An 11,075-nucleotide genomic window follows, 5' to 3' on the forward strand; every position below is an offset into this window, starting at 1 on the left:
ATATGTAAAGGTAAAATGTTCTTTGTTAACGAGAAGTTTAAAGTACCTAAAAAAATCTAATGATAAAGATTGGAAGAGTACCGTTATTAGTCCATCGGTGTTTATATGATTAAAATAGTTGATAGCAAACTGAATTGAAAATAAGTAAATGCGTTAACTTAAGAGTATACGCAGTGGATCAATCATGATTATGTTCTCGATAATCGTCTAATTGAATGTATTATGGACCATGCTATGGCCTCTGGATATAAAGAAATGGTGCTAGATACAATTGAACCGTTGCAAGCAGCGATCCTTTTGTATAAGAAGCATGGCTTTGTTGAATGCGAGCCGTATTATCATAATCCTATGGACGATGTTATTTATATGAGTAAGAGATTGTAACAAAATACGTTTAGCACTTATAACTTAGGAGCGTACTAGCATGAATAAACAGCAAGTAAGAGGATACCTTTTAGAGGTAGTGTTATCAAAGTTAATTGAAGTAAATGGATATGAAGTAATTACAGATGAGAATATTGGTAATACTGATGAATTTAAAAGTTGTGGTCGTAATGGATTAAAAGTTAAAGGACGTGGTGGTTATCACCAGTTTGATACGCTAGGAACGTTTAGAGTCACCCCTCCTTTTATTTATCCATTAAGGTTGTTTGTAGAAGCTAAGTTTTATTCATCAGATAGACCAGTTGGCATTGAGAAAGTCAGAATGGGAGTGGGAATTCTTGATGATATTAATACTAATTATTCAACTGTAAATATGACATTGTCCGAGTTATTTCTTGCTAGGTATAACTATCATTATGCGATTTTTTCAACGTCTGGATTTTCTAATGATGCACAACGTTATGCTATTGCACATAAGATACATTTAATTGATTTATCAGGTCGTGAATATAAATATATCACAGACTCTATTGAGAGTATTGTTGATATATTAATGTTCGACACTAACGATATAGAAAAGAACTTGTTTAAAACATTCAAAAGAAGCTTTTCCCACTTAATTCACACAGAGGAAACTGATGAATGGAATTATAAACAAGCTATTGAATGTATTGGCAATAGATTATTAGTACAATCAATATTATCTTTAAGGGAAAAGATTAAGGGTAAATATATATTTTTAGCTACAATAAATAGTGTGAATATGATTCCCTTATTTGCAGACGCAGCTTTTAATGAGTTACTAAAAAGTAATCCACACCAAAACATTTCAATACATTTCAATCGTGAAAATAGTGATGAATGGGTTATAGTACCAATAGATAATAATGGTAATGAGATTAGAAGTCTTAGTGCACGATTTACTCTTCCTGAGTTATTTTGTAAATATATGAAAGATGATCTCGAAAAAGCAATGGATATGAAAGAAAAGATATTTGCTAAAATAGTGTTTATTGCTTATCTAGATAAGACGAATCCTACATTATGTACGTTAACTTTTGATAAATCTACTACGTTATTAAATTCTTGGTGATTTTGAATTATATAAAGGAGCTTTTATGGCGATTACGTATACAGAACATCTACACGTACTGTAGGCGTTATGGGGGACTTCCGTACATACGATTACACATTGGCATTGCGTGGCGTAACAACAACAGACTTCATGACTGCTGACTGGGCGTGCATCCCTTACGACGTATTGGACACAATCTCCCGTTGTATCGTAAACGAAGTACAACACATCAACCGTATCGTGTACGACATTACATCTAAACCACCTGCTACAATTGAGTGGGAATAAGAAATAACTATAGTTATTACTAAGCTAAATCAGCCTCCTATCTTTTGATGGGAGGCTTTTGTATTTTGTACAAAAATTGGTATACTGATTTTAAGTTATAGATTTTAATTTAAACAGTTGTTTGAAAATAGAGGGGCTATGAATATAACAAGGTCTTTTGGAGAGTATTTCAAATATTCTCTCCATGATGCAAGGGTTCAAAAAATAGAATACGCAGATGGTAATTTAACTTTTACCTTTGATTATATTTTTTCCTATGAGAACGGTGTTGAACAGACTCATAAGGCTAAGATTGTATTTGAGAAGTGTGATATTGATGATTTAGAAATTCTCGTCTTTAATAGTACAATTTTAGATACTTTCACAGGTAAAAGAATTGAGTTACCTCAGTATCAACAGGAGTATAGTAAAAGTGAGTTTGAGGTCATTACGGAGACCTATAATTGGGGACGTGCTGCATTCCAAGGCTGGCTATGGACTGAAGGAAATCCTGTTCACTGTATAATGAACATATACTTTACAGGCAAAATGGTATATGTAATCGATGAGGCCTAATATGAGTTAATATGTTGTTAGTTTTTGAAATTGTAAATTACTTTATTCTAAAAGGAGATACGGAGTTCTTTATTATGAACGGAGTTAATTCTGTAAGGACGTAAGAATATGAAAACTTTAAAAGAATTTTTAGATAGCCCTATATATTTAGATATTATAGAGGAATTAGGGACTGATAACTTTAATAAAGAACTACAAAGTATAGAAATTCAAGAACTAAGAAATCGATTGAATCAAAGGCAATTCTTATTAGAAGGGTTTAATTGCAAGTTATATTCTGAGAAAGAGTTAGTGCAATTTTTCGAGCAATTAATAGAATACAATCGTAAAGAACTGATTCTTTGGAGTAAAGCCTTTTGGCAATACAGTGATGAAACTTGGGAAGAATATTCTGATGGTGAATTTCCAAAAGGCGAGGAATTAGATATAGAAGATAAATCAACTATACTTGAGATAGGAAAATATTCTATAACGAGTATTGCTATGTATATGATTGAATTTGATATTTTGAAAAATCATACAGAAATATTAGGAGATTACTATAAACGAATGCATCTTCCTGGTGCAGTGAAATACGCACGAGAAATTAAAGGGCTTTATAAAAGTCTTTTTGGTTAAAATATATAATATAGTTTTAGAAGATAAGGAAATTTTTAAAAAGGTTCTAGATTGATTAGAAAATCTTAACATAGAGCAATTTAGTTTTTCCTCGGATATACTTTAAGGGTGATATGGTATATGTAATTGAATGAGGCCTGAGATGAGCAATTTAGATTTTACTATTTGCTGTACAGTTACTTTCTTCAGCAAGAAGAGGAGAATTCCACCGAATTTAAATAAAGGAATGTATTATCCTCATTTTGTTATAAAAGGTACTGAGGAATATCTTGGTATCAACTTTATTGATGGTGAAGATGTCATCTTTGATAAACCAATTCAAGCTAACGCTTTACCAGTATATGAAACCGTAGATTATTCTGCTATACAAGCAGGTACTGAGTTCTTTATCATGGAAGGCGGCAATATTGTTGGTGAAGGGATTGTAAAAGAAATCTTTCAACATAAACCGTATGGGAGTAAATAACTATGGGTTATAAAAATGTATGTGTAAACTGTAGGATCTCCTTGTCGGAGGGCACAAACTACGAGTTGTTTAACAGAAATAAAACCTGCCCTACGTGCAAAGGTAAAATGTATCTTGTGAACGAGAAGTTTAAGGCTCCTAAAAAATCTAATGATAAAGAATGGAAGATTATCGAGTATTTGTTGTTGAGTGGCTATGATTTCCGTAATCCTTATTGTGGATATGAAGAATGTATTTATTTTGAGTTCCCTAAGAATCTACAAGAGGCAGAGGCGTTTATCCGTGAGATGCGAAAGTTAAAGTAATCATTTGAAGGAGCTTTTATGGCGATTACGTATACCGAAGAAAAGAATTTTACGCCCCAGCAAGTAGCAGAGTTGTTTCTGTCTGTTCGTTGGGTGGTAGGTAAATATCCAGATCGATTACATAAGGCTTTAATGAATTCATCTCGTGTGATTACAGCTTGGAATGGAGATCGTTTAATAGGTCTTATTCGCCTTATGGACGATAGTGAACTTGTGTGTTTCATCAATTATGTGCTGGTTCATCCTGATTATCGGGGCCAAGGTATTGCTGGTCATTTGCTTGAAATGGTGAAAGAGGCTTACAAGTCTTATTTGTATATCAATGTTATGATTGGTGATAGCAAGAATGCACCATTTTACGAGAAGCATGGGTTTAAGATAAAAGATAACTCCTTACCAATGCAATATCGTAATGTGCCTAAGTATACGAAAAAGTAAATATAGTAAATATAAGGTTCAGCAGAAAAAGGCTACATGTAATATCTCTACGTGTAGCCTTTATGGCGTAAAGCGTTTATACTAAAAATGATTTATTTTAGCCGACTCATTTTAAAATGTGTTCTATACAAATATATAAATACATAAGTATATAAGCAAATAAGTACATAAGTATATAAAGAAGGATATTAATATGTTAATACGAAAAGCGACAACCGCAGATTTAGATGTAGTTACACATATCGAAGCAACATGCTTTCCTCCTGCCGAGGCTGCACCTCGTGAGGCTTTTAAGGAACGGTTAAAGTATTACGCAGGTCATTTTTTGATTGCCTTTGATGGAGACACACCTATTGGTTTTATAGATGGTTTTGTGTCTGATGATGAAATCTTAACGGATGAGATGTTCGCAGATGCTTCCTTACATAATCCCAATGGTGCTTGGCAGATGATATTTGGTCTGAATACAATGCCTGAGTATCGGAACCATGGCGTAGGGGGCAGACTGATTGAGGCTTTCATAGAGCTGGCGAGAGAAGAAAAGCGAAAGGGCGTAATTTTAACTTGTAAAAAAGAAAAGATTCCCTATTATGCCAAGTTTGGCATTGTAAATGAAGGTGAATCGGAATCTGATCATGGCGGTGCTAAATGGTATCAAATGCGAAAGGTACTTTAGTTTTAAGCGGTTAAATTGACGGTTTTATTTTTTATAAAAAGGAGATAATAAGATGAATTGTATCAAATATCAGGTTTTTATAAGTTCGACGTACAAAGATTTAATCGAAGAAAGAAAACAAGTATTACAAGTATTGTTAAAGGCAGATTGTATTCCAGCTGGTATGGAAAACTTTGTTGCTACAGATGATGAACAATTTAATGTTATTAAAAATGTTATAGATCTTTGTGATTACTACATTTTGATTCTAGGACGTCGTTATGGTTCAATAAATGCAAGAACGGGAATTAGTTATACTGAAATGGAGTATAACTATGCAATAGAGAGAGGTATTCCTGTTTTGGTATTTTCTATAGATGATTCGGCAGAAATTGATCCTGAAAAGATAGAGAAAGATCCTATAAAAAATGGTAAATTAGCAGAATTCAAAAAGAGAGCTATGAATAATCGCTTAGCAAGTGTGTGGCAGGATATGTCTGATTTAATTGCAAAGGTTGCAATTTCAATTATGCGTGCAAAAACTGAGATAAAGAGACCAGGGTGGCATAGAGGCTCAAATGATAGCCTAAAAACTTTAAGTGAGAAAAATTGTTGTTTAGAGGCTGAAAATACTGAATTAGAAAGTAATTTTTATAATAAGTTGATAGAATTACATTTTGTAGAAAAGGTATATATTTTTACTGATAGTACTAGAGTTGACACGGATAACATTAAAGTTAATTTATCTGAACTGTTTAAATTTGTTTCATTAAGGTTAACAGGTGTTAAAACAGTATTAGCGTTTGAAAATGCAATAAGTGCTTTTAAACCTGGGTATGAAGTTGAAGAACAAGATGCACTAATTGTTAAAAATAAATTTGAGCACTTGAAACTTATAGAATGTTATGTAGGAGATGATAATATTGAATATATAAGATTAACTAATTTAGGCAAATCGATTATGAACAAATTAAATGCATAAATTAATAATCATAATAGGGAAAATATTTTCTACTAGTAACGATTATTTTAATATAAAAAATAATACCAAAGTATTTATTGAAAATAGAAGATTAAATAGATGTTGAGCTGGAAACGCATTCGAGTTGATAGGCTGTAATTACGATATGATATAAAGTGCTTGTAAATATCTAAATTAAAGCATTTCAATGTATATATTAGTTTTACGATTAGATGAGTTCTTAGTGAGAAAAGTATTCTCAATGGTAATGGAATTTATGTTATTTTTTCTAGTATGTATTAGAGTATATCTCATATCTAGAAAAAGGATTATGATAATTCTGTGTTTAATTAATCCATAAAAAGAAATTATAGAATATGTGATAGTCTTAAATGATTGTTATGATAAGAAGCTAAAAGTTAGCAGTGCAGCACTTTTTTTTATATTATGTAGAGCTTTATGCGTATATAGCAGTACCCCTATGTGTTTATTGACATGGTATGCCCCTCATGCTACGATGAGGAAAATCACATATGATTGGGTTAGGTGTCTATTGACTTAATAGAGAATTTGGTACAAGCCAAAGCGGTCACGCCACTGTAACAGCGAGGTACTTTGCATAGAGGGTGAAATGCTCTCGGTCACTGAAGTTTTTGGGAAGGCGCAAAGTAACGTTGAACTGGAGCCAGGAGAACTGCCTAATTAACAATTGCCAATTGACCTGCGAGAGACAGGGATGGGGATTGATATAGATGAATTTATACTAGCTATGCATAGTTGAAAGCTCATACTATATGCTAGCTTATTAGGCGTGGTAGTTAGTCTAACTGAGATGACAGCCCGTTTCCTCTTCGTGGGGAGACGGGCTTTTTATGTGCACTTATAGTGATAGTTTTAGTTTGAGAGAAGAGAGGGATTTCATGGTTAAACAGAAAAGAAAATGTATGGCTTACATAGCCACGGTTTTCCTCCTAATTGTTAGTATGCTCATCGCTGCATGTGGAGGTTCTAGCGAAACGAAAAAAGATACGGCGCAAAATAACAAGCCAATCGAAATCACAGACGTAACAGGTCGTACGGTAACGCTTAAAAAGCCAGCAGAGAGAGTTGTCTTACAGTGGAGTGGTGCCGGTGGTCCATTCTTTACGATTTCCGCACTTATGGGCAAGGATACGCCGAAGGTTATTGCCGGCATGGATACATCTTTGCAGGATTATAGAGCGGATATGTGGAAGCACTTTACTGCTGAAATGCCTGAGTTAGCTAAGATTCCAGTAGTGGGTACAGTCGGTGATAAAACATTTAACGTGGAGCAAGTTATTTCCTTGAACCCAGATGTTATTTTCATTCCTGTTGACTTGAAAGAACAATATGAGTCCGATGCTAAACCAAAACTAGATGCAGCAGGTGTACAAACGATTTATATCGACTACCATGCTGAAAAACTTGAAAGTCATCAAAAATCCATCGAAGCCATCGGCAAGGCTTTAGGTAAAGAAGAACGAGCTGCAGAAATTAGCAAGTTCTATACGGATCGTGTGACAAGAGTTCTCGACCGTGTTAGTAAAATTAACAAACCAAAACCAACTGTTTACCTTGAAGTTGGTATGAATGGTCCGGAAGAATTTGGTAATTCCTTTAGTAGCAATTACTCTTGGGGGGCATTAGCTACCATGGCTGGTGCTGATGTAATCACAAAAGATGCTATTAAAAAGTCATCTCCAATTAATCCTGAGTTTGTATTGGAAAAGAATCCAGACATCATTATGATTATGGGTTCTTACTGGCCTAAGAAACCAACTTCTATGCGTTTAGGTTTTGAAGCTACTGAAGATTCGTCTCAGGCGTTGTTGAAAGCTTTCACCACAGAACGTCAAGGTTGGAGCGAATTAAAAGCTGTTGAAAATAAACAAGTTTACTCTGCGCACCACGGTCTTCCACGTGAAGTCTTTGATGCAGCCGTATTCGAATATTTAGCAAAAACCTTCTATCCTGAAGAGTTTAAAGATGTAGATCCTGAAGCTACACTTAAAGAGTTCTATGACAAATTCTTGCCATTCTCTTATAGTGGCATCTGGTTTATGCATATGAATTAGGGTTGTGTTGTGCGTGAAGGAGCTGATGATGTAAAACCCAAATAAATGCTGTTATATATTGTGTTTATTAGAACTTATTAAGTTTGGAATCGAGGTATTCTATGGTTAAGAAAAAGAAATTTATGGCTTATCTTGCCACGGTGCTCCTGCTAGTTGTGAGCATGATTATGACAGCTTGTGGTGGTCCAGCAGATACGAAAAAGGATGCGGCACAATCTGGCAAACAAATTGAGATTACAGACGTAACAGGTCAAAAGGTTACGTTGAAAAAGCCCGCAGAACGCGTAGTAGTTCAATTGAGTGCTTCTGGTGGTGCGTTCTTGACTATGGCTGCGTTGCAAGGCAAAGATGTGGCTAAGACTATTGTTGGTATTGACCCTTATTTAAGCAAATTGCGTACAGATATGTGGGATCGCTACAAATCTGAAGTGCCAGAGTTGGAAAAAATTCCTCTCATTGGTAACGTAAATGATAAAACATTTGATGTGGAAAAAGTAATTTCCTTAAACCCAGATGTTATCTTCATGCCTTTATATTTCAAAGATCAATATGAAGCTGATTACAAACCTAAAATCGATGCAGCTGGCATTCCTACTATCTATATCGATTACCATGCGGAAAAGCTTGAAAATCACCAAAAATCTATCGAAGCTATCGGTAAAGCATTGGGTAAAGAAGAGCGTGCAGCAGAAATCAACAAGTTCTATACTGACCGTTTAACACGAGTGATGGACCGCATTAGCAAAATCAATAAACCAAAACCAACTGTTTACATTGAAACAGGTAACGAAGGTCCAGAAGGTTTAGGTTTTGCGTATAGTGCAAACGTAGCATGGGGCGCATTAGCAACGCAAGTTGGTGGCGACCTTATTACAAAAGATGTAGTTCAAAAAGCAGGCCCTGTTAACCCAGAATTTATTTTAGAAAGAAACCCAGATATCATCATGATCATCGGTTCTTACTGGCCTAAGAAACCGACTTCCATGCGTTTAGGTTTTGATACAAATGAAGCTAAATCTCAAGAATTGTTGAAAGCTTTCACTACAGAACGTCAAGGCTGGCCTGAATTGAAAGCAGTTCAATCTAAAAATGTTTTTTCTACTCACCATGGTTTACCTCGTGAAGTATATGACGTTGCAGTATTTGAATACTTAGCTAAAACATTCTATCCTGAGGAATTCAAGGATGTAGATCCTGAAGGCACACTTAAGGAATTCTATGACAAATTCCTTCCATTCTCTTACGGTGGCGTTTGGTTTATGCAGTTGAACTAAAAAGGGGTTTTGTATAGTGACGGAAACTAACAATCAGTACGATTATAAAAAACAGAGCTATAAAAAGCTCATGTTTATTATCATTGGTCTGATCATTTGTGCGGTAAGTTTTGTTACCGATATTATTGTAGGTCCTGCATCACTTACGTTAAGTGATGTATGGCTCGCATTAACAGACCCAGCAGAGGTATCCAAAAACGCATATGTTATCATTTGGTCGATTCGTCTTCCGACGGCCATTATGGCATTGCTCGTAGGTGCTTCTTTGGGCATTGCTGGTGCTGGCATGCAGACTATTCTTGATAACCCGTTATCTAGCCCATATACACTTGGTATATCCGCAGGGGCTGGCTTCGGTGCATCTCTCATGGTTGTTGTAGGCGCTAGTGCATTAGAGTTTTTAGGTGTCTTTATGGTTCCATTTGGCGCCTTTGTATTCGCTAGTTTGACGAGTTTCTTTATCTATTCCATCAATAAGATTAAGAACTTCTCCTCTGAAACGATGATTCTCGCCGGTATCGGCATGATGTTCTTGTTCCAAGCGCTTCAATCCTTGATGCAATATATGGCATCTCCTGAGGCCCTTCAAAACATCGTGTTCTGGACGATGGGTAGTTTAGCTAAGGCAAATTGGGTGAACATCTCTATTGTTCTTATCGTGCTAGTAATCATGCTACCGCTTATGATGCGTGAATCTTGGCGTTTAACAGCATTAAAATTAGGCGATGAAAAGGCTTCTGGTCTTGGTGTTAATGTTGAAAGCTTACGAGTAAAAGTGTTTGCTTTCATCTCCATCATTACAGCCGTTGCCGTTTCTTTCGTTGGAACCATTGGTTTTATCGGTATTGTAGGACCACATATTGCACGTATGCTTGTGGGTGAGGATCAACGGTATTTCTTACCGTTATCTGCAGTGTGTGGCATGGCGATTTTGTCTCTCGCATCTATTGCGAGTAAGATGCTCGTTCCTGGGGCGATGTTCCCAATCGGTATTGTGACAGCAATCATCGGTGTACCTTTCTTCTTCTCGTTGGTATTAACTAGGAAAAGGAGCTATTTCAAATGATTGAAGTTCATAATCTAACCTTTGGTTATTCCTCTACGGAAGACGGACAGATCTTAAAGGGCGTTGATTTTGCTGCTAAAACAGGTAAATTGACTGCGCTCATTGGTACTAACGGTGCTGGTAAATCTACACTTTTAAAAACAATCATGGGTATCTTGAAAGGAAAGGGCGAGATTTCCGTTAATGGTAAACCTGTATCTCAATATTCTACAAAGGATTTTAGTAGTACAGTGAGCTATTTGTCTCAAGATAATGACTGTAAAGTCAATCTATCTGTTTTTGAAGTCGTTATGCTAGGGCGCATGGGGTCCATGTCCTTCCGCGTAAGTGATGAGGATATTGCAGCCACACAAGAGGTATTGGAACGGTTGAACTTACAGCGCTTTGCATCGCGCAGCATCATGGAGCTCAGCGGTGGTCAACGCCAACTTGTGTTCATGGCGCAAGCCCTTGTAAAAGAACCTAAAATCTTAATTCTTGATGAACCGACAAGTGCTTTAGATTTGCACAAGCAATTTGACTTGTTAACATTGCTAAAAAAACTGACTCAAGAAAATGATTTTACAACGCTCGTAACATTGCATCATCTTGATCTGGCGGCTATGTTCGCAGATGAAATCATCGTGCTTAAAGAGGGTACAGTATATGCTCAAGGCGCGCCGAAAGACATCTTTACAGAAGCCATGATGGAAGATGTATACCGTGTTAAAACGAAAATTTATATGGATGACAATGGGCTACCTCATGTTATTCCATTAGAAGCTATTATTAATTAATAGGATTCTTTGTGATTGCACTGATCTATTATAGTGTTGGTACTATTTGTTATAGATAGTCATTGACGTGAATCCAGTTATTAATAGGATGTAAGACTATTAGTTAAAAATAAAAGAG

General features: G+C 35.7%; 13 protein-coding genes, 1 pseudogene and 1 riboswitch. All 14 genes and pseudogenes read left to right on the forward strand.

The window, feature by feature from the left end; translation table 11 throughout:
- The first annotated feature begins 222 nt into the window (after window positions 1–222).
- Window positions 223–384 (forward strand): N-acetyltransferase, encoded by a 162-nt coding sequence (locus HMPREF0873_RS07330; RefSeq protein ID WP_008715213.1) that lies wholly within the window; start codon window positions 223–225, stop codon window positions 382–384.
- Between the two features lie 40 nt (window positions 385–424).
- On the forward strand, window positions 425–1,477 hold the full coding sequence (locus HMPREF0873_RS09820; RefSeq protein WP_008715215.1) for a hypothetical protein: 1,053 nt from the start codon (window positions 425–427) through the stop codon (window positions 1,475–1,477).
- Between the two features lie 54 nt (window positions 1,478–1,531).
- Window positions 1,532–1,747, forward strand: a pseudogene (locus HMPREF0873_RS07340) (GMP synthase (glutamine-hydrolyzing)); the annotation flags it as partial.
- 138 nt (window positions 1,748–1,885) lie between these two features.
- Window positions 1,886–2,302 (forward strand): hypothetical protein, encoded by a 417-nt coding sequence (locus HMPREF0873_RS07345; RefSeq protein WP_008715218.1) that lies wholly within the window; start codon window positions 1,886–1,888, stop codon window positions 2,300–2,302.
- Between the two features lie 108 nt (window positions 2,303–2,410).
- Window positions 2,411–2,920: a hypothetical protein gene (locus HMPREF0873_RS07350; protein WP_008715220.1), complete on the forward strand. Its 510-nt coding sequence runs from the start codon at window positions 2,411–2,413 to the stop codon at window positions 2,918–2,920.
- A gap of 142 nt (window positions 2,921–3,062) precedes the next feature.
- Window positions 3,063–3,386 (forward strand): hypothetical protein, encoded by a 324-nt coding sequence (locus HMPREF0873_RS07355; protein WP_038125754.1) that lies wholly within the window; start codon window positions 3,063–3,065, stop codon window positions 3,384–3,386.
- Between the two features lie 107 nt (window positions 3,387–3,493).
- A complete protein-coding gene (locus HMPREF0873_RS07360) occupies window positions 3,494–3,691 on the forward strand; it encodes a hypothetical protein (protein WP_232192018.1) in 198 nt (65 codons plus the stop codon).
- Window positions 3,692–3,709: 18 nt separating this feature from the next.
- Window positions 3,710–4,129: a GNAT family N-acetyltransferase gene (locus tag HMPREF0873_RS07365; protein ID WP_008715226.1), complete on the forward strand. Its 420-nt coding sequence runs from the start codon at window positions 3,710–3,712 to the stop codon at window positions 4,127–4,129.
- 193 nt (window positions 4,130–4,322) lie between these two features.
- Entirely contained in the window at window positions 4,323–4,805 is a 483-nt protein-coding gene (locus HMPREF0873_RS07370; protein ID WP_008715228.1) for a GNAT family N-acetyltransferase, read from the forward strand.
- Window positions 4,806–4,857: 52 nt separating this feature from the next.
- On the forward strand, window positions 4,858–5,766 hold the full coding sequence (locus tag HMPREF0873_RS07375; RefSeq protein WP_008715231.1) for a DUF4062 domain-containing protein: 909 nt from the start codon (window positions 4,858–4,860) through the stop codon (window positions 5,764–5,766).
- Window positions 5,767–6,272: 506 nt separating this feature from the next.
- Window positions 6,273–6,462: riboswitch (cobalamin riboswitch) on the forward strand.
- Between the two features lie 203 nt (window positions 6,463–6,665).
- On the forward strand, window positions 6,666–7,841 hold the full coding sequence (locus HMPREF0873_RS07380; protein ID WP_038125755.1) for an ABC transporter substrate-binding protein: 1,176 nt from the start codon (window positions 6,666–6,668) through the stop codon (window positions 7,839–7,841).
- 101 nt (window positions 7,842–7,942) lie between these two features.
- On the forward strand, window positions 7,943–9,115 hold the full coding sequence (locus tag HMPREF0873_RS07385; protein WP_008715235.1) for an ABC transporter substrate-binding protein: 1,173 nt from the start codon (window positions 7,943–7,945) through the stop codon (window positions 9,113–9,115).
- 16 nt (window positions 9,116–9,131) lie between these two features.
- Complete coding sequence (locus HMPREF0873_RS07390) at window positions 9,132–10,181, forward strand: iron ABC transporter permease (protein ID WP_008715237.1); 1,050 nt, start codon at window positions 9,132–9,134, stop codon at window positions 10,179–10,181.
- On the forward strand, window positions 10,178–10,957 hold the full coding sequence (locus HMPREF0873_RS07395; RefSeq protein ID WP_008715240.1) for an ABC transporter ATP-binding protein: 780 nt from the start codon (window positions 10,178–10,180) through the stop codon (window positions 10,955–10,957). Before HMPREF0873_RS07390 ends, HMPREF0873_RS07395 begins: the two co-directional genes overlap by 4 nt.
- The last annotated feature ends 118 nt before the right edge of the window (window positions 10,958–11,075 follow it).

Source organism: Veillonella sp. 3_1_44, from assembly GCF_000163715.1.
GTDB lineage: Bacteria > Bacillota > Negativicutes > Veillonellales > Veillonellaceae > Veillonella > Veillonella parvula_A.